This window comes from Ruegeria sp. BC1 (assembly GCF_056539305.1).
The window spans coordinates 157,385-177,953 of the sequence record NZ_JBQFUT010000009.1 but is presented as its reverse complement, the minus strand read 5'-3'; the positions used below and the strand labels follow the sequence as shown (position 1 = coordinate 177,953).

The window sequence follows — 20,569 nt, the reverse complement described above, 5'->3', positions numbered from 1 at the left end:
TGGTCAAGCGTCAGACCCAGTATATGAAAAACGCCGTTACAAAGACTATGAACAAGGAGGGACAGAATGACTCCAATACAGGGACTGAATAACAGTCTGATTGCTGCGACTTTGCTTACTCTGACGGCATCGGCAGCCTCGGCACAACAATCAGACTGGTCGTATGAGGCCACGATTTATCTGTACATGCCCGAGACCGAAACCAGCCTGCAAACCCCTTCGGGCACTCTGGACGGCACGCTAAGTTTTTCGGACGCACTGGAAAATCTGGATTTTGCCTTCATGGGTGCGTTGGCTGCCACAAATGGTCAATGGAGCGTTCTGGGCGACTACAACTATACCAACCTTTCTTTCAGCAATTCCCTTTCGGGACCTGCCAACGCGGATTTGGACGTGTCGGTCAAAACACAGTTTCTAACGGCTTTGCTGGGGTATCGGATACGCAGTGATCCGTCCGTAAATGTAGATTTGGCGGGCGGTCTAAGATGGTACAGCACGAATACAGACTTTACCCTGACACCCGGAACTGCGCCCGGGCGAACCGCCGTCGCTGACGAAAGCTGGGTTGACCCGATCATCGGGGCCAGAGCACGGTTTACGCTTTCCGATAACTGGACCAGTACAGCCTATGTCGACTACGGAGGCTTCCGCAGCGGCAGTCAGACTTGGCAGGTCCTTTTGACCGCAGATTACATCCTAAACGACCGGTGGGTGCTGCGTGGCGGATACCGCTACATCTCGTTTGATCACGACATCAACGGCAATGACTACGAATTCATACAATCCGGGCCGCTGATTGGCGCAACCTATCGGTTTTGAAAACGGGGATTAAGCGAAGGCGCGACGAGGTTCGCGGCTATGGCTAGTCACGGCATTTGCTTGATATCCGGCTGCGTTATCCAGCCAACCCAAAAATTCGTGCACCGTGTTAAAGGCGCTGAATTCCTCTGCTGGACCCCATAGTTTGCGCGCGATGACCGGCAACCAAACACCGGCATTTACAAGAAGGATCGCCGTGCCCACGACAATAGATGCACTGACAATCGGAGATGAAACCAATTCATAGCTTTGGGTTGTGGCGACCCAGATCGCAAAGCCCAGCCGCGTCACCGCAACCGCGTCTGTAATCCGCCGCAGCCTCGGTAAAAGGAATGTCGTCACTGTCGCTGCCAAAACAACGGCCACCATGTAAACAAAGCCCGTCACGATCGGAACCGGCACGCCCGTCGGGGTCACACCCATATGAGAGTACAAAGTAAAACCCGCAGCAAACGACAAGAAACCGATCAGCGTAAGTCTGCGCCTTTCAAGGATAATATGTCGTATGATGGACTGCACTGCTCATATCCTCTCATTACTTCTTAAGGATATGTTTGGAGAGTGAATTGGGGGTTGATCTGGCGGAATAACGGCGGAATTTGGGCTTTGAAACTCAAATTTGTTCAAATAACGACGGTTCCGTCTTGCGAAACATGAACACGTCAGATCCCTACATATTTCTCCGAAATATCTGGGGTCAGCATTTCTATCGCGCCGGACCAGACCGTTCGCCCGCGTTCCAGAATAACGGCCTTATCCGACACTGCGGTCAATTCCTTCAGCGATTTGTCGATCAGCAGGATCGCCACATTGGTTTCCTGCTTCAACCGAGACAGGACTGTCCAGATTTCCTGCCTGACAATCGGCGCGAGCCCTTCGGTGGCTTCATCCAGGATCAACAACCTCGGATTGGTCATCAGCGCCCTGCCAATTGCAAGCATCTGCTGTTCACCACCAGACAGCGAGGCCGCGTACTGACCCTGCCGCTCTCCCAATCGAGGAAATAACTTGGTCACGCGATCCAGCGTCCATTCACCGGGGCGTGCGGCAGCGATCAGATTTTCGCGCACGGTCAGATCAGCAAAACAGCGACGCCCTTCGGGGACCAAGCCCACCCCACTGCGTGCGACCTTGTAACTGGGCAGCCTGTGCAGGCTTTGGCCATTCAGCGCCAGTGTCCCCTGGGATCGGATCATCCGACAAATGGCCTTTACTGTGGTCGTCTTGCCCATTCCGTTGCGCCCCATCAGCGCGATGACATCGCCCTGCGCCATCTCAAGATCAACACCGAACAGCGCCTGACTTTCGCCATAGCTGGCCGTGAGGTTTTCGATCCGAAGCAGAGTCATACTTCGTCCCCCAGATACGCCTTGCGCACTTCGGGGCTATTGCGAATTTCTTCAGCGGTGCCGGTGGCAATGAGCCTGCCATAGACCAGCACGCTGATCCGATCGGCCAAGGCGAAAACCGCGTCCATGTCGTGTTCCACCAACAGGATGGGTGCTTCTTCACGAAGCTCATCAAGGAAACCGGTCAGCCGTTTGGACCCCTCAGATCCAAGCCCAGCCATCGGTTCATCCATAACAAAGGCCCATGGTGACAGCGTCAACGCGACCGCGACCTCCAACTGTCGCCGCTGGCCGTGGCTGAGATTGGAACAGCGGATATCCTTTTCGGCACTTAGACCGACGCGTTCCAATGCGGCCTCGGCCCTGTCGCGCAGGTCGGGCCGTTTCAGCGCGGGCTGCCAGAACCGCCAGGCCACGCGGCGGGCTCCTATCGCGCCCAACACCGCGTTCTCAAGGACGGTGTCTTCCATGCACAGTTGGGAAATTTGGAAGGTTCGCCCTAATCCAGCCTGCACCCGCGCCTGTGTGCTGCACCCCGAGACATCCTGTCCACATATCAGGACCCGCCCGAAATCGGGCTGCAGGCCGCCGCAAATTTGCTGGATCAGCGTCGACTTTCCTGCCCCATTTGGTCCGATGATGGCGTGAATCTCACCCGGTTTCAGATCGATCGAGACATCATCCGTAGCCTTCAGCGCACCAAAGCTTTTGGTCAGGTTCTGTGTGGCGAGAACGGGATCAGACATGCGCGCCCTCTTTCCCGGTCAGCAACCCGATCAGCCCGCCGCGACCGAACAAAACGATACACAGCAGGACCACACCCAGATAGATGTGCCAAAACTCCGTCAGCTCACCCAAAAAGTGCTCTAGGGCAACAAAGACACAGGCCCCGATCACCGGCCCCATCAGCCGACCCACCCCGCCGATGACGATCAGAACGATCAACTCACCCGATAGTTGCCAGCTGAACATGGTGGGTGAAACAAAACGGTTCAGATCCGCATAGAGCGCCCCGGCCAATCCAGTAATTGCGCCCGAGATTACAAACGCCAAAAGCTTCAGACGCATCGGGTTCAGGCCAACCGTCTCAACCCGAACCGAGGTTTGACGCGTGGCATTCAGGGCCAGACCGAAAGGCGAAGTTTGCAACCGCGCAAACAGGAACAGCACAACGCAGAGCAAGGTAAAGCAGATGGCATAAAACTGAACCGGCACCAGCGTGTTAAGGCCGGGAAAGCCATTGCGGACATAGATCGAAAGACCATCCTCTCCACCATATTGCGCCCATGAAATGGCGAAGTAGAAAAACATCTGCCCAAAAGCGAGCGTGATCATGATGAAGTACACGCCGGATGTACGCAGGGACAACAGCCCGATGAAAAACGCCACCAGCGCCGAGATGATCATGGCCGCCAGCCAAATCACGGGCATGGATTTAGTGCCTTCTGTAGTGAACAGGCCGAGATCAAGCGCCGTGTAAGTTTGCGCGTGATAGGCAAGGATTCCCATAGCGTACCCGCCTATTCCGAAAAACACGGCGTGCCCGAAACTCACCATGCCGCCAATCCCGAGGACGATATTCAAACCAGCCGCCGCCAAGGCCAGGATTACAGCGCGCGTAACCAAAGTGATCGTGAACGGCTGATCCGCATATACCGCCCAAAGCGGCAGCATCAGCAGGCCCGCAATCATAATGGTGTTGAGGTACTTCTCGTTCACCCTCATGCGCGCGCCCCGAACAGGCCCGTGGGCCGCCAGATCAGGACCAGCCCCATCAGCACGTAAATTCCCATCGAAGCCAGTGCCGAACCACTTTTCTGCGCCGCGCCGTTCTCCATGAACAACTTGAACAATTCAGGCAGAAACACACCCCCCAGCGTATCAGTCAACCCGACCAGAAGCGCACCGATAAAGGCCCCACGCACCGAGCCAATACCGCCAATGACGATAACCACGAAGGCCAGGATCAGAACCGGCTCTCCCATGCCGACCTGAACCGATTGGATCGCACCGACCAGCGCACCGGCCAACCCGGCCAGTGCGGCACCTAGCGCAAAGACTTGCGTATAGAGCTTTGAGATGTCGACGCCCAGCGCCGCGATCATCTCTCGGTCATTTTCACCAGCCCTGATCTGGACACCCAGACGAGTGCGTTCGATCAGCGCCCACAAGCTCATTGCCACGGCCAGCCCTATCCCGATCAATGTCAGGCGATAAAGCGGATATTCGATCCCGCCGGGCAAAGTGACCGGCCCGGACAGAGCGTCCGGGATATCCAGAAACAGCGGGAATGAGCCAAAGACCCAGCGGGTTCCTTCCGAAAAGATTAGGATCAGCGCAAAGGTCGCCAGCACCTGATCCAGATGCGGGGCATCGTACAGTCGCCGGATCACGACCATTTCGACAATCGCACCTGCCAGTGCTGCGGCGGCCAATGCGGCTATCAACGCAAGCAGGAATGATCCGGTGGCCCCCGCCACGGCAGCGGCGGCGAATGCCCCCACCATGTAAAGCGAGCCATGGGCCAGATTGATCAGTCCCATAACGCCGAAAATCAGCGTCAGGCCGGCAGCCATCAAAAACAGCATGACACCGAGTTGCAGCCCGTTGAGGATCTGCTCGATAATCAGGATCGAAGACATGAAAACTCCGGTGCTCTGCCCGCCCCGCGCATGAGGGCAGGCAGAGCGTCAGTTACATTTCGCACTCGGCCGCGTAGGCGTCAGAGTGGTTTTCCAGCGCAACCCCGAGGATCTTGTTGGTGAAAACATCGCCCTCTTTGATCACTTCGCGGGCATAGATCGTCTGAACCGGATGGTGGTTTGGGCCAAAGCTGAAATCACCACGGGTACTGTCAAACTCGGCAGCTCGCAGGGCCTCACGGAAGGCATCCGCGTCAGATGTATCTGCCTTGTCCAGCGCGGACAACAGCAGGTTTGCAGTATCAAACCCCTGACTTGCGTAAAGCGAGGGCAGACGACCATATTCCGCCACGAAGCTTTCAACAAAGGCCGCATTGGTCGGGTTGTCGATATCCTTGTTCCATTGCGAGGTGTTCACCACACCCAGCGCTGCGTCACCAACGGCTTGCAGGATGCCCTGATCAAAGCTGAAGGCCGGACCAACCACGGGCAGGTCGATACCGCTGTCGGCATATTGCTTGAGAAAGGAAATCCCCATGCCGCCGGGCAGGAAAAAGAACACGCTATCCGCATCGCTGGCCCGGATTTGCGCGATCTCGGCGGCATAATCGGTCTGCCCAAGTTCAGTATAGACCTCACCGGCAAGATCGCCCTCGAAAAACCGTTTGTAGCCGGTCAGCGCATCCGTCCCCGCCGGGTAATTCGGCGCCAAGATGAAACTGTTTTTATAGCCCGCACCATTGGCGTAGGCCCCAGCGGCTTCGTGCAGATTGTCATTCTGCCAGGCAACGTTGAAATAATTCTGGTGACATCCCTTACCAGCCAACGGCGACGGACCTGCATTGGGTGACAGATAGAACACGTTCTGATTCACCGCCGCAGGCACAACCGCCATGGCAAGGTTCGACCAGATGATGCCGGTCATCACGTCGACCCGTTCAGACTGGATCATCTTGTCAGACAATTGCACCGCGATGTCAGGCTTGCGCTGGTCGTCCTCGATCACAACCTCAATATCGTCGCGGCCTGATTGAGAAACAGCCAACATGAACCCATCACGCACATCGATGCCCAACCCGGCACCTCCCCCGGAAAGAGTGGTGATCATCCCAACCTTGACCTCGGCCAGTGCGCCTGTCGCGCACAGCGCGGACAGTGCAGCGGCCGTCAGAAACCTTTTCATCTTCATCTCCCTTTATTGGTTTTATGAACCAACTTATGTCATTATTCGCCGTGCGTGGTCTATGCCCCTGACAGGGCGACTCTTTTTCACGCGTGGACCAAACAAACACCGATCACGCCGCGTTCGTCGAGAGAGTTTTCGGGGAAAGTTCAGAATTCAGGCGAGATCATGGAGGCGTAATTGTCAGCCAAAAGCGCGGCATCCGTGCGGTTGAACTTGACCGAAGGCAGCGCCTGCATGTCGATCCGCGCGGTGCTGTCGAACAGGCTGGACAGGTCTACGGCCAAATGAATTTGATCGTTTCCGTCCGTCCAAAGGTCCGGCGGCAGTGGGATTTCGACTTCGCGGGCGTTTTCTGAAAAGCCGACGTGGTAGACCAGCGGAGATACATCCTCTCCAACCCGAAGCGCACCTTCGAAGGCCACGAATTTATACCCAACCTCCCAGTTCCAGGCCATCTGGCTGTTGGGGTCCAGATCGCCGCGTGCCTCGATCGAGCCATTCGCTGCCGGATCGACACCGATCAGGAATCTAACACTGTCGAGAGATCGAAACGGAATTTCGGGCAGTGTGATCAAATGCGTCTTGTCCGCATTATCGAACCGCAGCAGGTGATAGCTGTCAGGTTCGGCAAACACCGCATCCCCTTGCCCGAAAGACAGATTGCTGAGGTAGAACCTGAAGTCTCGGATTCTGTACTGGCCAGGACCGCCTGGGTTTTCATAAACGAACTGGTCATACACTAAAGGTGCGTCGCCCATCATGGCGTGGAAAGTCAGCGTGACCGGCGTGCTGTCCTTTTTTCCGGGACTCAGGAAAAACCACCCAACAACAAGGACCAGTACCGCCAGAAGACCAAGTGTCATTCGCATCAGGAACCTCCGTCAAACGGGTTGGAAAACTGCGCATCGGTCAGAAATGCCTCATCCGTCAGCGTGTGCAGAAAGGCGATGATGGCCTGCATCTCAGTAGGCGTCATACGCAGTCCAACTGTGCCTTGCCCTTCCTCGGGCGCGTTGTCGGCCTCAAGGATCAACGGGCTGAGCGTATCGCTGATGACGATGCCATCGTTATAATGATCCATAACCTGCTCCAGCGTGTCGAACCGGCCGTCATGCATGTAAGGGGCGGTTACGGCAATGTTGCGCAGGGTCGGAACTTTGAAGAACCCTTTATGCGCAGGGTTCCCCGTTACGGCCATTAACCCATCGGGAAGGGCGTCGTCCGGGTCCAGCCCGTTGTTGGAAAATCCATCCAGCGCATCGCGAAACCCCGAGGTTAGGAACTGACTGTGGCAGTCTATGCAATTGCCGCCCCTCAGCGAGATCTTTGTATCGGGGTGCGCCATGAACAGCTTGCGCCCATGCTCCTCCTGCGTGGTCAACCGGACCTCTCCCCGCAGATATTTGTCGTATTTCGAGTTTGATGAGATCAGCATCCGCATGAATGTGGCCAGCGCCTTGGCTGTGTTTTCAGCCGTCACCTCACCATAGGCTTTGCGGAACATGCGCCTGTATTGGCGCGAGGCGTTCAGCTCTGCCACCAGAGCGTCCATGTCCTGCCCCATCTCGTCGGGATGCTGGATCGGCATCAGCGCCTGTTCCTCAAGCGAAGTCGCGCGCCCATCCCAAAAGAACCTCTCCTGCCCCCACAACAAGTTGGCCAAGCTCATTGAGCTGAAATCCAGTTCACCACCCGACAAAGACGGAGATTTCGCCCGCCCATCGGTAAAGGCCAACGTCTGAACATGGCAGGTTGCGCAAGACACTTCGTTGTTCCCGGACAGAATTGGATCGTAGAACAGGTGGCGACCCAGCGTGAAGGCTTCTTCCGTCAGCGCATTGTCAGACGGCACGGCGAATCGCCCGAACACGAAAGGTGCTGAAAAATCGGCAATCGGCGTTGCAATCGGAGCCCGCACCCGATCCCAGATTATCCACCCCGCCGCCGCAATCCCTGCGGCGGCGGACAGGATAAGGAATACTCGGCGCATGGCGTTACCGGCCGTTAGTGGTGGTGGACAAAGCCAGATCCAAACAGCCCTTCGACGTTGTCCACGCCTTTGTTGTAGCGCTCTTTGAAGTCGATCGTGGCGATGCGCTCACCCGTTTCCAGATCATGAACCGAGATCGTATGGCTGGCCAGATCGGCGATAAAATCCACATCGGTCGGATCATCATCTGCGCCGTTGCCCAGATTCAGCAAATTGTTCTGAATGGCGATCAGCTTCTGACCCGACGCCGAGGTGTAAAAGATCATGTGATGCGCACCCGGATCGGCAACGATGTCCGGCCCGCTTGAGACCAGCTCGGGCAAGGCGGCCAGATCATAGCGCTTCACCACACCCGGCAAAGCATGCGAGATGAACAGCTCATCCTCGGTGCCGTAAAACTCCAGCGGCACAGCGGTTTCATTGGCAACACCGCTGTAAATCACTTCAGCTTCGCCAAAGGTTTTTGAGCTAGCGTCATAGGGCACTTTCCACGTTTCAAACCCGAACATTGTGTTTGCCAGAATGGCGGGCTCGATCTCTGGGTGGATGCCGGGCCGCACGAACAGAACCTCGACCGGAGACGAGGGGAAATTCAGCGGCTTTTCCTTTTCAACCACAATGTTTTCAATGGGCTCTAGGGTATTGAGGTCGATGATTGTCAGCATATTGCCAACGCCTGTGGCCAGGTCCGGGTGCACGGTCGAGGTCACGACCATGCGGTCGTCAAAGGCCGAGATGCCGTGCGGATACATGATATAGGGTTCCCCCTCACCCACCTGGCTTTTACGGGCTTCGATGATCTTGACGACCTCATTGGTCTGCGTGTCAAACACTCCGACCGAGCCGCCATCGTCCCCGCCGGTCCCACCCATGAAGGTCACGAACATGTATTCTTGACCGTTCGAGTTGGCCCACATGATGTCTTCACCGACCATCTGGCCCTGCGTATCAAGACATGTGAAACCGGTGACCTCTGGCGCGCCGTTGGCATCGCGGGCCAATCCGATCTCGGCCAGACTGCAGGATGGATCAAGCCCCGTGGAATAGAGACGACCATTGGGGCTGTAATACAGGTGGTGGAGCGGGTGCTCCATCTCGGGCTGTTCAACTTCGCTAAGGATTTCTCCGAACCGCTCCGATTCCGGGTCAAGCTCGACGATTGCGATACTGTGTTTGGTGTCGAGCGTCGGAAGTCCGCGTAGCAGCACCATGCCCTGACTTTCCTCGCGATCCTGAGACATCGCCGGGCTAAAACCCCCGAGCATCAGTCCAGCACCGATCAAAATGCTCTGTGAAATACGACGAAATTGCATGACTTACCCCCTTAAGATGCGATTGCGAAACATTTCAGAGTGGTATGTGGCGTACCCAACTTCATACCACATCACCGGGGTTGCACCAAACTTCTGCTAGCTGACGTTCCGCAGGGGGATTTGGCGGCAGGCATCGACCGAGGTCACACCAATCTGGGCCATTGTGATACTAAACTCGTTGCTCAGGACGTCCCAAAGCCGGGTCAAGCCTTTTTCACCGGCAGCGGCGATCGCAAATTGCATAATCCGGCCAAAGAATACAAAATCCGCACCGGATATCAGGGCTTTGACGGCATCTTCCCCCGACCGTAGACCGCTGTCGAAAAATAGCGGGTAATCATCGCCGACGGCAGCACGTATATCACGCAGCGCCGCGAACGCCGCCGGGGCGCTGTCCAACTGCCGCGCGCCGTGGCTGGACACCTGAATGGCGTCTATACCTGCCGACTTCAAAGTCAGCGCATCCTCAGGGTCCATCACACCCTTGACGACCAGCTTGCCGCTCCATTGGTCGCGCAGGCGGGCCAGGGTGTCCCATGTGGCCTTTGCCCGGCTTTCGGTACGGTCAAATTCGTAGCCATCCATCAGGAAGTTCGCCATCTGCGGTTTACCGGCCAGCAAAGTTGCCAATGACCATCTTGGATGCAGCGCGAAATCCACGAACTGACGCGGGCCAATTCGGAAGGGCATCTTGAACCCATGTCGCAACTCTCGTGGACGTCGTCCAACCTCGGGCACGTCTACCGTCAGCACCAGAGTTTCGTACCCGGCTGCCCGGGCACGGTCGACCAGTTTGAAGGTGCCCGACCCGTCTCCGCTGAAGTACAGCTGAAACCACGCGTAACCTTCGGCCTCGAGAATGATCTCCTCCATCGACGTCGAAGCCACGGTCGACACGCCCAGCGGCACCGAATACCGCGCGGCCAGACGCGCCAACATCATGTCGGCCCCGGGACCGGAGAGGTTGCACATACCCATTGGCGCGATCCCAAATGGGCGCTGCGTGGGATTGCCGAACACAGAGGCAGCAAGAGACCTCTGGCTCACATCCCGCAAAACGCGCGGGCGCAGGGTCATTGCGTCCAGCGCGGCGCGATTGCGGGCGGATCCGACTTCGGCACCTGCTGAACCGTCGATATAGTCAAACACCATCCACGGCAGACGCCGCCGCGCGATACGGCGGGCGTCTTCGGCACTGTGGATGGCGCTGGATGACATCAGGCCTGAACGGCCTTCATAAACCGGTCGCGGATAACCACAGGATCCATCGTGATGACCGGCATCTTGGCATTACCACTTTCACACTTGCTAACAATGATGGTCATCTGCCTGGCATCCAGCGCTTCTTGCAGCACGCGCCCGGTCTCTTCGGCCTGGCATTCGATCACGCGGTCACATCCGGCGGCCTCTGCCATTTTCGACAACGAGGTCTTCTGCCCCGCATAGGTCGGCTGATCGCCTGTTGAGCCGTAAGAGCCATTGTCGATGATCAGCAAGATGTAATTGTCAGCCACGTTGTTGGCGATAGTCGGCAGGGTGCCAAGATTGGTCAGGATCGAGCCGTCTCCGTCGATCACGATCACCGGTTTCGGCTGCGACAGCGCCAGCCCAAGGCCAATGGACGAGGCCAATCCCATCGTGCCCAGCATGTAGAAATTAGTGGGTTGGTCGTCGATGGCATGCAGTTCCTGACTGGGGATGCCGATATTGCAGACAACCAGGTGATCACGCAGGATCGGAGCGATTTCCTTCAGGATTTCAGATCGGATCATTGGTCGCCATAGCCTCCCCAGAAATTGGCATCGGTCAGAATAGCGACCGGCTTGTTGCACATGAAGGTGTATTTCAGAATCGCGTCCAGTTCTTCGACGTCCTGCTGGTGGTGGAAGTGGTAGGTCGGGATGTTCATCTGAGCCAGTAACGCCTTGGTGTGCACCGCCATTTCGACCTGGCAGGCTACAGGTTCACGCAACTCTCCGCGATACGAAATCAGCATGGGCAGCGGCATACGGTAATACTGGATCAGCGTCGCCAGTGTGTTGATGGTGACGCCAATGGCGGTGTTTTGCATGATGATGGCCGGGCGCTTGCCGCCCATCCACGCCCCGGCGCACAGGCCCATCCCTTCATCTTCCTTGTTCGAGGGGATGTGAAAAATCTCGTCCCGCGCGTCGATTTCCTCGATCACGCCGGCCAGCTGCTTGCACGGCACGGTGGTCACAAACGAGATACCGTTTGCAACCAGATCGTCAGTGATCTTCTTGTCTATGTTCATATCCGGTCTGTCATTCCTGTTTGAAGCGCCACGGGCGCGATTGAGAATTCAGGTCATGCGGTGCACATGCACGGCACAGGCGGCGTGGCGAACGACACGCGATGCGGTCGACCCCAGAAAGTAATCGCTGAGTCCGGGCCTGTGCGAGCCGATGACGATGCAATCCACCTCGTTGTCGTTGGCATAGTCGATGATACTACGGGCGGTATGGCCCTTGACGATTTCGGGACGGACCCCTTCCAGACCCGAAGTCTTGTCACGCAGCAGACTTTTGGCCGCGCGGAAGCCTTCCGCAACCATATCCTTGTCCAGATAGGCACTGACCGATCCCTGCGGCATCTCATAGACGTGAAGGGCCACGATGTCGCTGTCCTCCGAAGACAATGCCCGCGCCACCTCCAGCGTGTGCTCGGAAATGCCGTGATCCAATGCCATGGGAACAAGAATTTTCTTATACATGAATGCCTCCGTTTCTGCCTGACCTAAGCCCACGGTGTAAGGATGACTTTCGGGGCCGCAACAGCCCCATTGCGCAAGTCCTGGAACGCTACAGCGCCGTCAGACAACGCCCTCTCCTCGATCCAGTCCAGCCCTCCCAGTCGGCCATCAAAAATGGCTTGTGCGGTCTGCCGGAAATCTTCGACCGTATACGTATAGGTGCCGATAAATGTGATTTCCTGCAAGGTCATGCGACGAATATCAAGCCCCCCGGCATCCTCCCCTAACCCGACATGAGCGATCACTCCGCCCGGCTGAACCAGCGCCGAGGCCGTGGCGCGGGTGGCGGCATATCCAACCGCGTCGATGACTAACGGGAACGGATCTGTGGTGTTCTCAACCACGTCAAAGGATTCCGCGCCCTGCAAATAGCCGCGCCGCCCCTCGTTTGGCTCGACGATCACCACTTCGCCCACCCCTGCCGCTTTCAAAGCCAGTGCAGCTGCAACACCAATTGCGCCGCCCCCGATCACTAGCGCCCTTCTGTCCAACCCGGCAGGCAGAGCCGCAAGACCCAGCCGAACCGCATGCCAACTGACAGCCAGAGGCTCGGCCAGAGCGGCTTTAGCAAAGCTCACGTGATCCGGCACTTCGACCAAATTGGCGTCGGGCATGGCGACGTATTGGGCAAAAGCACCCTCTCGCGGCGGCATCGAGATGATCTGGCGATCAGGGCAGAGGTTTTCGCGCCCGGACAGACAGGCGTTGCAAACCCCGCATGCCACCAGAGGATTGATCGTCACGCGCGTACCATCACGCGGGCCGCCCACGATTACGCCCGCTGCCTCGTGCCCGAGGATCAAAGGAGCGGGCCGGCGGGAATCATGCCCCAGATAGGCGTGCATGTCCGACCCGCAAATCCCGGCGGCCTCGATACGGATGAGATGTTCGTCCAGCTGCGGCACGGTCTCGGGAACGTCCCGATACGCCACCTGTTCAACGCCTTCATAGACCAGAGCCTTCATTTCGCCGTGAACCCCCCGTCAACCATCAACACCTGCCCGGTGACATAATTGGACGCCTTGGAACATAAAAACAGCATTGGGCCGTCAATATCTTCGGCCCGCCCATTGCGCCTTGTGCAGGTCTGGGCCGCGTTGCGGGCTGCACGTTTCGGGTCATCGAACACGGCCTGCGTCAGTTCGGTGGGAAAGAAACCTGGTCCGATGGCATTCGCCGTGATCCCGTGCGGTGACCATGCCTCGGCCATGGCACGGGTCAGTTGCCCGACCCCGGCCTTGGTCGCGCCGTAAGCAATACCCCCGGGAAAAGCGCGGGTGGTTTGCAACGAGGCAAAATTCACAATCCGACCCCAACCGCGCTCCTTCATAGCGGGTACCATTGTTTGACTCAGAAAGAATGGCGCGCTGAGGTTCAACGCAAGGGTCGCATCCCAACCTTCTGGTGTCACATCATCCGCTGCCTCACGCGTATTCACCCCGGCTGCATGGATGAGGATGTCAGGTGCGCCGAATTTGGAGCTGACCTCTTCGGACAGCGTGCGGATATTCGACCGGTCGGCTACATCTGCAACCACAGTTTCAGCGTGTTCGCCGATGTCGCGTTTCAGATCTGCCAGCGCCTCGGCCCGACGGGCGACGCCCACCACCTGCGCCCCGGCTGCAGCCAGAACTGCAGCCGCACGGCGACCAAGCCCCGAGCTGGCTCCGGTGACGCACGCGACCTTTCCCGTCAGGTCAAAGAGTGATCGCGGGTCATCCATCAGCGGTCAGATCGAACTTCTCGTCCGGGAAATACTTCGCCAGACGCACATCCGCCGCACGGGCGTGCCCCTCCATCCCCTCAAGGCGTGAAATACGGGCGGTCGCCACGGCAATAGGTTTCGAACCTTCCCGTGTGGCGCGCTGCCAGGTGACAATTTTCATGTACTTGTGAACACTAAGCCCGCCGGTATAGCTGGCCGCTCCCGAGGTCGGCAGCACATGGTTGGTTCCAGTGGCCTTGTCGCCGTAGGACACCGTGGTTTCCTCACCCAGAAACAACGAGCCATAACAGGTCAGCCGATCCAGCCACCAATCCAGATCCTCGGCCTGCACGGTCAAGTGTTCCGGCGCGTATTCGTCCGAACAGGTAGCCATTTCTTCGCGGTCCGAACAGACGATAACCTCGGCATAGTCACGCCACGCGGCAAAAGCGTTTTCGCGATTTAGTTCCGGAAGATCCTCGATCAGGCTTGGCACCAGCTCCATCACCTTTTCCGCGAGCGCGCGATCATCGGTCACCAGCCAGACGGGTGAGTTGTAACCGTGCTCGGCTTGACTGACCAAATCCGTCGCCACCACATGTGCGTCCGAGGTGCCGTCCGCCAGGATCAGGCTGTCGGTCGGACCGGCGATCATGTCGATTCCGACCTTGCCATAAAGGATACGCTTGGCCTCGGCCACGAACTGATTGCCCGGACCGACCAGAATGTTGGCGCGTGGCAGGCCGAACAGACCATAGGTCATCGCTGCCACACCCTGCACACCACCCATGGCCAGAATGCTATCGGCCCCACAGATGTGCGCGGCGTAGACGATTGCCGGCGCAACCCCTTCGCCCGGGCGCGGAGGAGAACAGGCTGTGATATGACGGCATCCGGCAACCTTGGCCGTTGTCACCGTCATGATCGCGCTGGCGATGTGGCTATACCGCCCGCCGGGCACGTAGCAACCTGCCGCGTCCACCGGGATCGCCTTTTGACCCGCGATGAACCCCGGTACGATCTCCATCTGCACATCGGATACAGTTGCCTTTTGGGTTTCCGCAAATCGGCGCACATTGTCATGGGCAAACCGAATGTCAGCTTTCAGCTTCTCGGGCACCCGCGCAATGGCCGCATCAATCTCGTCCTGTGTCATCAGGACATTACCGTCGTATTTGTCGAACTTGGCCGCGTATTCGATGGCCTTGGCATCACCGCCTGCCTCAATATCGGCAAGGATGGTTTTGACCGTGTCATGCACTTCGGTGGCATGAGATTGGGCCGTCAGGGTTGCCTTTTTCAAGTATTCGCGAGGCATGGTCAGTCAGTCCTATTGGTAAATTGCAGGAAGCAAGGTGGTCGACACCGCCGGAACGTAGGCAATCAGGATCACCACAATCAGCATAGTCAGTACGAAAGGCCCGGCCCGGGCGGCAATCTTCAGAATGGACTCACCGGTAATGCCAGATACGACAAAGAGGTTCAGACCCAGCGGAGGCGTAATGAAGCCTACACCCAGTGCGGTGATCATCATGATGCAGAACTGGATTTCGTTCATACCGATATTGTCGGCCAACGGCTTCAGGATCGGTGCAAGGATCACAATGTTCGGTGTCGTTTCCATGACGCAACCCGCAGCAATCAGGATACCGATCATCAGCAGGATCAACAGATAGGGGTCATCGGTCAGTGAGGTAACGGCCGTAACGAAACCCTGCGGCACCCCCATGATCGCCAGTGCCTCGGCCAAAGGGGCGGAAAAGGCGATGATCGGAAGGATCACGCCGTTCACCTTCGCCGAGCTGACCAGCATCGACGGAAAATCGGCCAGTGACAGCGTGCGCAGGATGAAGCCCATGATGATGGTCACGACGACGGCTGTCGCACCGGCCTCGGTCGGGGTCAGGCGGCCCGAGAAGATGCCGTAGAAAATGATCCCTGGTACGATGAAGGCGTACCAGCCAGATTTAAGCGCTTTGCCCAGATTGGCCAGCCACTCGCCCATGGTCATCATGCCGCCGCCTTCATAGGCATAGAGGCGGTTCATGATGATATTTGTGACAAGGATTGATACCAGAATGGCCAAACCGGGTATCAACGCAGCCAGAAACAGGGTCGAGGCGGAAATACCCAGAACCAGACCGATGATAATATAGGCAATGGAGGGCGGGATCAGAATGCCGGTACAGGCCCCCGCCGCCACCAGCGCGCATGCATAGGGGCGCGGATAGCCGCTTTCGACCAGACGGTTGATGGTCATTCGGCCCACGGCCGCCGCGCCCGCAGCGTCAGAGCCTGAAATCGCGGCGAACATGCCACAGACCAGAACAGTGGCCGAGCCGAAGCCACCTTTGGCGAAACAGGTCAGCGCCTCGGCCACGTCCAGAAATTTGCGCGACAGCCCTGTGCGCACCAACACGTCTCCGGTCAGGATGAACAGCGGCACAGCGGTCAGGGCAAAGGCGTCGATACCGGTGAACAGACTTTCGCCTACAAGGCTCAGCGGCAGGTCGCCGGACATCACAAGCATGACGATCGCCGCAGTGCCTATCGCCGCCCAAACCGGCACGGCCAGCGCGATTAGGCCTATGAACAGGATGACAGGCAGGTAAAAATCCCAGCCCAGTTCAACTGTTTGATTGAGGGAATTCCAGAGCATTTGGTTTCTCCTCAGTCAAACAGCTTGTCACCTTCGAAGACGGGGGTGCCGTCGCGAAGGGATTTCAAGTCACGCAGGAAAGATTGGATCAGGCGCCAGATCATCAGCGCAAACCCGGTGGGAACGGCCATTAGAAACCAGACCTTCGACACCCGCAGCCCATCAGTCACCGAGCCGAATTTGGCCGAAACGTGCACGGCCTCGAAGGACCAGTACAACGCAATGATCGCCACGCCGAACATCACCAGATCACCAAAGATATACAGCAATGCCTTAGGGCGTTGCGGCAGGTAATGCATGATCACGTCGATACGGATATGGGCGCGCTCCTTGACTGCAGCTGCGGCCCCGATCCACGCAAGATAGATGAAAGAATAGCGGACGATCTCTTCGCCCCAGATCGAGGAAAACGCGAAAATCTCACGCCGCAGCACCTCGATGGCCATGGTAATGACCAGCATCACGTAGAAGACCAGCAGCAGCCAGCGTTCGGCATTTCGGTCTATGTTTTGAAGAATGGTCATCCGTATCCCTCGGCGAAAAAGCAGCCAGGCCCGAGCCTTCTTGAACGGGCCTCTGAAACCTGACTGTCAGTTGCGTGCGGGAACACCCGAAGGGTGTCCGCCAATGTCGTATTAGGCGTCGTGGACGTAGTATTTGCCCTGCGTTCCGGCCGCCTCGACCAGTTTTTCAAAGTTGTCCATCGATCCGGCCAACTCGGTCTTGAACGGGTCCCATTCCGAACGCTGATAGCCACCGACTTCCTGCCATTCGGCCAGTTGGTCGCTGGTCAGCGATTGGAACTGCACTCCCGCTTTGTTCAGTTCGGCCATCGCGAAAGCGCGGGCCGAGGGCACCTTGGACAGGTTCTGATGGCTGGTCATTTCGGAACCCCACATGATGCCTTCCTGCACATCGGCGGGCATCGAGTTGAACCATTCGAGGTTACAGGAGTAGACCTGACTGTCCGGCACCGCCTGCGTGAAGGTCACATTGCTGAGGATATCCTTAAAGCCGAACACATAGAGCGCCCCGACCGACGGGTCGAGCGCATCAGCGACACCCTGCTTGATCGCCGAAGGCGTCTCACCCCAGGCCACAGGTGTCGGATTGGCGCCGACCATCCGGTAGTATTGCTGCAACATTTTCGAGCCCGGCACGCGGAATTTTACGCCACTCATATCCGCAGGCGTAACAATCGGGTTGCCCCCCTGACGTACCGCGACGACGCGCGGGTCGATCACCACGTAGAACAACGCCTTGAACCCGGCGGCTTCGACCTTGGGGTGAACCTCGTTTTTCCAGGTGTCGGAATGCACCAGATTGACGAACCGCTGGTTCGAGCCGCACAGATACGGCATGTTGATCAGGTCCACAGTTGACGCAAATGGCGCGAAGTTCGACAGCGAATGCTGCGCGGCCTGAATGGTGCCGCCCTGAACTTTTTGCACCAGCGAACCACCTGCGCCCAACTGCCCACCCGGGGCCAGCTTGACATAGACCTTACCATTGGTGGCGTTCTGAATGTTCTCTTTCAGATCCAGCTGCATGATCGGATAGCTGCGCGATGCACCCAGCACATAGGCCGTTGCAATCGTCATCACATGCTCTGCAGCATATTCCCGGTCTTTCTCCTCTTTGGCGGTCTGTGCGGCAGCCTCGGATGACCACAGAAGACCTCCCGCGCCGGCGACCAGTGCTGCGGTAAACGCACCACTGGCGCTGAGTTTCAGGAAATTGCGGCGCTCTTCCGATGCCAGTTCATTTCTGTCGTTGTTCATTGATTGCCCTCCCAAGCAAAAGTTCAGCTGCCGCTTTCTGTGTCGCGATCAGCCTCCTTTTTCAGAATTGCGACAACGAACAGGATCGACGCCGCGAACAGGACCAACATTTCTCCTACGTCTCCAAGAAATGCACTGCCCGCAAATGCTCCCATGGCGACGTTCGCAAAGTAGATGACGAACACGATGACGGATGCGGTCAGAAACATTTCCCGGACTCCCCTTCAGAATCAGCCCAACGTCATTTGTAAGCGCTTACATCAAAAATGCAAGCGCTTACATATCTGCTTTTCATGAGACGCACTTGAGTTTAGACTTATAGGCAAAAGCAAATTGCGGGTTTGAAAATGTCGAAACTTCGGTCAGCGCCCACGCTGGATGATGTGGCCAAGAAGGCTGGTGTTTCTACAGCGACTGTATCACGCTGCCTGAACAATCCGGACCGGGTGGTCGATGCAACCCGCGAACGCGTCATGTCCGCGGTCGATGCGCTGGGCTACACGCCAAACTTTGCCGCTCGTGTGATGGCCGCCAACCGCAGCTCGACGATTGGCGCAATCATCCCCACTATGGAAAACGCGATTTTCGCACGCGGTTTGCAGGCATTTCAGGAAGAATTGCACCAGAACGGCTATACGTTGCTGGTTTCAAGTTCAGCCTACAAACCCGAGATCGAAGAGGAGCAAATCCGAACTCTTGTTGCACGCGGCGCGGACGGACTACTGCTGATCGGGCATGATCGAGACCCGAAAATCTATGACTACCTGGAAAAGCGGGAAATCCCTGCCCTGATCGCGTGGTCCTTTATGCCGGATGCCAAAGTGCCCTGTATCGGCTTTGACAACCGTGCCGCCATGACCGAGCTCGCCAACCGTGTGATTGGGCTGGGCCACAAACGGATCGGCGTGATTTCAGGTATCAGCGCTGGCAATGATCGTGCGCGCCTCAGGATCGAAGGGGTGCAGGAGGCGGCCAGACAAAATGGCCTGCCACTGTCAAATCTGACGATCATCGAAACCCCGTATGAAATCGAGAACGGAGCCGAGGCATTTGCCAGTTTGATGACGCAAGATGTGCCACCAACGGCAATCCTGTGCGGCAACGATGTGCTGGCGGTGGGCGCCGTGCACCGGGCAAATAAGATGGGGGTGAAAATCCCCCAAGATGTGTCGCTAACCGGGTTTGACGATATCGAATTGGCCCGGATCGCCAACCCGCCCCTGACAACAGTGCATGTGCCACACTGGGAAATGGGTCGCAGGGCGGCCATTGAACTGGTTGAAATGCTTGAGAACCAAGCGCAGGGAACAGGCATGCAGTTGGGAACGCATATCGTCGAACGCGACTCCCTCGGCCCACCGGCCCAATCCTAAGCCACCTCAGAATCCAAAGTGCGGAAGTCACCCTGCAGCCAGGTATTACTTGCGCACATCGGGTCGGTGAAATGCTGCTTTATAAGGTTGGCCATGGCTTTCTGAATCAATTTCGATGTCGTCTCGGGGTACACCTCAGTTGTGAACAGGGATACCGTGCGAACGAAGTTGCGCCCCGGAAACGGAAGCGCCATGACGCTGTCATGGAACCTCTGGCCACGATGGAAACAGGCGGCCGTTGTGATCGCCCAACCGCTGCCTTCGGCTACCAGACCGATGATCGAATGATTGCATTCCATTTCAAACCGATTGGGCAGGTTGTACTTGCTGCGGGTCAGCTGAATTTCGATCTGCTTGCCGATCATGTAATCTCGTGAGTATCGCAGCAGGGGCAATTCCGCATCCGGCTTTAACAGGTCTTCAGGTGCACCCTGATAAGACTTGGGCAAAATCACGATAAAGGGGTCGCGCATCAGCGGGTATTCGATCAGCCCCTCGGTCCTCTCTGGTGGTCGGGTGGCGACACCAGCGTCCAGTTTATGCTCTTGCAGATTGGCGATAATCTCATGACTTGGGCGCGTGTAGTGACGGAAGCTACACCGCGGCAGGGCCTGCGCCAGAAAGCGAAACAAATCCGGTGCGATCTGATTATCGAAATCGTCGATCAATGCCAGCCGCAAGTCGGTCGCATGCTTCCAGTTACCAGACCGAATTTCGGCCTCGCCCCGCTTTAAGACCGTGAGACCATCACGCACATAGCGTGCGAACACCTCCCCTGCCGGGGTCAGACCCATCGGCCGCCGCCCGTGATCGACCAGTTCGATACCCAATGCACTTTCAAGACTGCGCAAGTGGTTTGACACCGTACTGATCGACAGCCCGGTTTCAGATGCGACCTGCTGGATCGACCCCGATCTGGCAACCAACCGGAACACCTCTAGCCAACGAAGGCTTAATGGTTTCGACACGTTAAATGCCC

General features: G+C 57.3%; 23 protein-coding genes. 2 read left to right on the top strand and 21 right to left on the bottom strand.

Annotated elements, in window-relative coordinates; all coding sequences use genetic code 11:
• The first annotated feature begins 66 nt into the window (after positions 1 to 66).
• Positions 67 to 819: a porin family protein gene (locus ACR0IY_RS18395; RefSeq protein WP_480675874.1), complete on the top strand. Its 753-nt coding sequence runs from the start codon at positions 67 to 69 to the stop codon at positions 817 to 819.
• A 9-nt stretch (positions 820 to 828) separates the two neighbouring features.
• On the opposite strand, the gene ACR0IY_RS18390 is transcribed toward ACR0IY_RS18395, so the two are convergent.
• From ACR0IY_RS18390 to ACR0IY_RS18295, 20 genes are all read right to left on the bottom strand, one after another.
• A complete protein-coding gene (locus tag ACR0IY_RS18390) occupies positions 829 to 1,338 on the bottom strand; it encodes a hypothetical protein (protein ID WP_480675872.1) in 510 nt (169 codons plus the stop codon).
• Between the two features lie 143 nt (positions 1,339 to 1,481).
• A complete protein-coding gene (locus ACR0IY_RS18385; RefSeq protein WP_480675871.1) occupies positions 1,482 to 2,168 on the bottom strand; it encodes an ABC transporter ATP-binding protein in 687 nt (228 codons plus the stop codon).
• On the bottom strand, positions 2,165 to 2,914 hold the full coding sequence (locus ACR0IY_RS18380; RefSeq protein WP_480675869.1) for an ABC transporter ATP-binding protein: 750 nt from the start codon (positions 2,912 to 2,914) through the stop codon (positions 2,165 to 2,167). The genes ACR0IY_RS18385 and ACR0IY_RS18380 overlap by 4 nt, the downstream gene beginning before the upstream one ends.
• Positions 2,907 to 3,893 carry a branched-chain amino acid ABC transporter permease gene (locus tag ACR0IY_RS18375; protein WP_480675867.1) on the bottom strand — a complete coding sequence of 329 codons (987 nt, stop codon included), beginning with the start codon at positions 3,891 to 3,893 and terminating at the stop codon, positions 2,907 to 2,909. Before ACR0IY_RS18375 ends, ACR0IY_RS18380 begins: the two co-directional genes overlap by 8 nt.
• On the bottom strand, positions 3,890 to 4,810 hold the full coding sequence (locus ACR0IY_RS18370) for a branched-chain amino acid ABC transporter permease (RefSeq protein WP_480675865.1): 921 nt from the start codon (positions 4,808 to 4,810) through the stop codon (positions 3,890 to 3,892). The genes ACR0IY_RS18375 and ACR0IY_RS18370 overlap by 4 nt, the downstream gene beginning before the upstream one ends.
• Before the next feature lie 52 nt (positions 4,811 to 4,862).
• Positions 4,863 to 5,999, bottom strand: a complete 1,137-nt coding sequence (locus ACR0IY_RS18365) for an ABC transporter substrate-binding protein (RefSeq protein WP_480675863.1) — start codon at positions 5,997 to 5,999, stop codon at positions 4,863 to 4,865.
• A 143-nt stretch (positions 6,000 to 6,142) separates the two neighbouring features.
• The gene (locus ACR0IY_RS18360) at positions 6,143 to 6,865 is read right to left on the bottom strand and encodes an MbnP family protein (protein WP_480675861.1); all 723 of its coding nucleotides are present in this window, start codon (positions 6,863 to 6,865) and stop codon (positions 6,143 to 6,145) included.
• On the bottom strand, positions 6,865 to 7,986 hold the full coding sequence (locus tag ACR0IY_RS18355; RefSeq protein ID WP_480675859.1) for a cytochrome-c peroxidase: 1,122 nt from the start codon (positions 7,984 to 7,986) through the stop codon (positions 6,865 to 6,867). Before ACR0IY_RS18355 ends, ACR0IY_RS18360 begins: the two co-directional genes overlap by 1 nt.
• 14 nt (positions 7,987 to 8,000) lie before the next feature.
• Entirely contained in the window at positions 8,001 to 9,299 is a 1,299-nt protein-coding gene (locus ACR0IY_RS18350; RefSeq protein WP_480675857.1) for a hypothetical protein, read from the bottom strand.
• A gap of 96 nt (positions 9,300 to 9,395) precedes the next feature.
• Positions 9,396 to 10,517, bottom strand: a complete 1,122-nt coding sequence (locus ACR0IY_RS18345) for an alpha-hydroxy acid oxidase (RefSeq protein ID WP_480675855.1) — start codon at positions 10,515 to 10,517, stop codon at positions 9,396 to 9,398.
• Complete coding sequence (gene comE / locus ACR0IY_RS18340; RefSeq protein WP_480675853.1) at positions 10,517 to 11,071, bottom strand: sulfopyruvate decarboxylase subunit beta; 555 nt, start codon at positions 11,069 to 11,071, stop codon at positions 10,517 to 10,519. Before comE ends, ACR0IY_RS18345 begins: the two co-directional genes overlap by 1 nt.
• Complete coding sequence (gene comD / locus ACR0IY_RS18335; RefSeq protein ID WP_480675851.1) at positions 11,068 to 11,574, bottom strand: sulfopyruvate decarboxylase subunit alpha; 507 nt, start codon at positions 11,572 to 11,574, stop codon at positions 11,068 to 11,070. The genes comE and comD overlap by 4 nt, the downstream gene beginning before the upstream one ends.
• Positions 11,575 to 11,622: 48 nt before the next feature.
• Complete coding sequence (locus ACR0IY_RS18330; RefSeq protein WP_480675849.1) at positions 11,623 to 12,033, bottom strand: universal stress protein; 411 nt, start codon at positions 12,031 to 12,033, stop codon at positions 11,623 to 11,625.
• 23 nt (positions 12,034 to 12,056) lie between these two features.
• The gene (locus tag ACR0IY_RS18325) at positions 12,057 to 13,037 is read right to left on the bottom strand and encodes an alcohol dehydrogenase catalytic domain-containing protein (RefSeq protein WP_480675848.1); all 981 of its coding nucleotides are present in this window, start codon (positions 13,035 to 13,037) and stop codon (positions 12,057 to 12,059) included.
• On the bottom strand, positions 13,034 to 13,795 hold the full coding sequence (locus ACR0IY_RS18320) for an SDR family NAD(P)-dependent oxidoreductase (protein ID WP_480675846.1): 762 nt from the start codon (positions 13,793 to 13,795) through the stop codon (positions 13,034 to 13,036). Before ACR0IY_RS18320 ends, ACR0IY_RS18325 begins: the two co-directional genes overlap by 4 nt.
• Positions 13,788 to 15,095, bottom strand: a complete 1,308-nt coding sequence (gene hisD / locus ACR0IY_RS18315; protein ID WP_480675844.1) for a histidinol dehydrogenase — start codon at positions 15,093 to 15,095, stop codon at positions 13,788 to 13,790. The genes ACR0IY_RS18320 and hisD overlap by 8 nt, the downstream gene beginning before the upstream one ends.
• Positions 15,096 to 15,107: 12 nt before the next feature.
• Positions 15,108 to 16,436, bottom strand: coding sequence for a TRAP transporter large permease (locus tag ACR0IY_RS18310; protein WP_480675842.1), 1,329 nt, complete (start codon positions 16,434 to 16,436; stop codon positions 15,108 to 15,110).
• 11 nt (positions 16,437 to 16,447) lie between these two features.
• On the bottom strand, positions 16,448 to 16,960 hold the full coding sequence (locus tag ACR0IY_RS18305; RefSeq protein ID WP_480675840.1) for a TRAP transporter small permease: 513 nt from the start codon (positions 16,958 to 16,960) through the stop codon (positions 16,448 to 16,450).
• Between the two features lie 111 nt (positions 16,961 to 17,071).
• Entirely contained in the window at positions 17,072 to 18,217 is a 1,146-nt protein-coding gene (locus ACR0IY_RS18300) for a TRAP transporter substrate-binding protein (protein WP_480675838.1), read from the bottom strand.
• A gap of 23 nt (positions 18,218 to 18,240) precedes the next feature.
• Positions 18,241 to 18,426: a hypothetical protein gene (locus ACR0IY_RS18295; RefSeq protein WP_480675836.1), complete on the bottom strand. Its 186-nt coding sequence runs from the start codon at positions 18,424 to 18,426 to the stop codon at positions 18,241 to 18,243.
• A gap of 138 nt (positions 18,427 to 18,564) precedes the next feature.
• On the opposite strand from ACR0IY_RS18295, the gene ACR0IY_RS18290 reads away from it, so the two are divergent.
• Positions 18,565 to 19,590 (top strand): LacI family DNA-binding transcriptional regulator, encoded by a 1,026-nt coding sequence (locus ACR0IY_RS18290; RefSeq protein WP_480675834.1) that lies wholly within the window; start codon positions 18,565 to 18,567, stop codon positions 19,588 to 19,590.
• On the opposite strand, the gene ACR0IY_RS18285 is transcribed toward ACR0IY_RS18290, so the two are convergent.
• Entirely contained in the window at positions 19,587 to 20,558 is a 972-nt protein-coding gene (locus ACR0IY_RS18285; RefSeq protein ID WP_480675832.1) for a LysR family transcriptional regulator, read from the bottom strand. The genes ACR0IY_RS18290 and ACR0IY_RS18285 overlap by 4 nt on opposite strands.
• Between the last annotated feature and the right edge of the window lie 11 nt (positions 20,559 to 20,569).

Coding starts and splice junctions, on each gene's coding strand:
- hisD (WP_480675844.1), bottom strand. CDS start 15,095: ATGCCTCGCGAATACTTGAAAAAGGCAACCCTGACGGCCCAATCTCAT.
- ACR0IY_RS18325 (WP_480675848.1), bottom strand. CDS start 13,037: ATGAAGGCTCTGGTCTATGAAGGCGTTGAACAGGTGGCGTATCGGGAC.
- ACR0IY_RS18375 (WP_480675867.1), bottom strand. CDS start 3,893: ATGAGGGTGAACGAGAAGTACCTCAACACCATTATGATTGCGGGCCTG.
- ACR0IY_RS18350 (WP_480675857.1), bottom strand. CDS start 9,299: ATGCAATTTCGTCGTATTTCACAGAGCATTTTGATCGGTGCTGGACTG.
- ACR0IY_RS18300 (WP_480675838.1), bottom strand. CDS start 18,217: ATGAACAACGACAGAAATGAACTGGCATCGGAAGAGCGCCGCAATTTC.
- ACR0IY_RS18305 (WP_480675840.1), bottom strand. CDS start 16,960: ATGACCATTCTTCAAAACATAGACCGAAATGCCGAACGCTGGCTGCTG.
- ACR0IY_RS18295 (WP_480675836.1), bottom strand. CDS start 18,426: ATGTTTCTGACCGCATCCGTCATCGTGTTCGTCATCTACTTTGCGAAC.
- ACR0IY_RS18385 (WP_480675871.1), bottom strand. CDS start 2,168: ATGACTCTGCTTCGGATCGAAAACCTCACGGCCAGCTATGGCGAAAGT.
- ACR0IY_RS18395 (WP_480675874.1), top strand. CDS start 67: ATGACTCCAATACAGGGACTGAATAACAGTCTGATTGCTGCGACTTTG.
- ACR0IY_RS18365 (WP_480675863.1), bottom strand. CDS start 5,999: ATGAAGATGAAAAGGTTTCTGACGGCCGCTGCACTGTCCGCGCTGTGC.
- ACR0IY_RS18320 (WP_480675846.1), bottom strand. CDS start 13,795: ATGGATGACCCGCGATCACTCTTTGACCTGACGGGAAAGGTCGCGTGC.
- ACR0IY_RS18380 (WP_480675869.1), bottom strand. CDS start 2,914: ATGTCTGATCCCGTTCTCGCCACACAGAACCTGACCAAAAGCTTTGGT.
- ACR0IY_RS18330 (WP_480675849.1), bottom strand. CDS start 12,033: ATGTATAAGAAAATTCTTGTTCCCATGGCATTGGATCACGGCATTTCC.
- ACR0IY_RS18370 (WP_480675865.1), bottom strand. CDS start 4,810: ATGTCTTCGATCCTGATTATCGAGCAGATCCTCAACGGGCTGCAACTC.
- comD (WP_480675851.1), bottom strand. CDS start 11,574: ATGAACATAGACAAGAAGATCACTGACGATCTGGTTGCAAACGGTATC.
- ACR0IY_RS18360 (WP_480675861.1), bottom strand. CDS start 6,865: ATGCGAATGACACTTGGTCTTCTGGCGGTACTGGTCCTTGTTGTTGGG.
- ACR0IY_RS18345 (WP_480675855.1), bottom strand. CDS start 10,517: ATGTCATCCAGCGCCATCCACAGTGCCGAAGACGCCCGCCGTATCGCG.
- ACR0IY_RS18290 (WP_480675834.1), top strand. CDS start 18,565: ATGTCGAAACTTCGGTCAGCGCCCACGCTGGATGATGTGGCCAAGAAG.
- comE (WP_480675853.1), bottom strand. CDS start 11,071: ATGATCCGATCTGAAATCCTGAAGGAAATCGCTCCGATCCTGCGTGAT.
- ACR0IY_RS18310 (WP_480675842.1), bottom strand. CDS start 16,436: ATGCTCTGGAATTCCCTCAATCAAACAGTTGAACTGGGCTGGGATTTT.
- ACR0IY_RS18355 (WP_480675859.1), bottom strand. CDS start 7,986: ATGCGCCGAGTATTCCTTATCCTGTCCGCCGCCGCAGGGATTGCGGCG.